This window comes from Cytobacillus sp. GQ23, assembly GCF_059758675.1.
Window position 1 is genome coordinate 1 of the sequence record NZ_JCAXER010000087.1, and the last position, 260, is coordinate 260.

At 48.5% G+C, this 260-nt stretch carries 2 tRNA genes; both read right to left on the bottom strand.

Annotated features, from left to right (window positions below):
- Positions 1–33: 33 nt before the first annotated feature.
- A tRNA-Ala gene (locus tag AC6CHU_RS26015) sits at positions 34–109 on the bottom strand.
- A gap of 11 nt (positions 110–120) precedes the next feature.
- A tRNA-Ile gene (locus AC6CHU_RS26020) sits at positions 121–197 on the bottom strand.
- Between the last annotated feature and the right edge of the window lie 63 nt (positions 198–260).

Genomic DNA, 260 nt, shown 5'->3' on the forward strand with positions numbered 1-260 from the left:
GGAACAAAAAATAACGAATGGAATCGTTATGGTTGGTGGAGCCTAGCGGGATCGAACCGCTGACCTCCTGCGTGCAAAGCAGGCGCTCTCCCAGCTGAGCTAAGGCCCCATTATATGAGATGGTGGGCCTAAATGGACTCGAACCATCGACCTCACGCTTATCAGGCGTGCGCTCTAACCAGCTGAGCTATAGGCCCACATAATAGGTAAAGTATGAAAATATGAGGATTAATCCCTCAAAACTGAACGAACAAAGAACA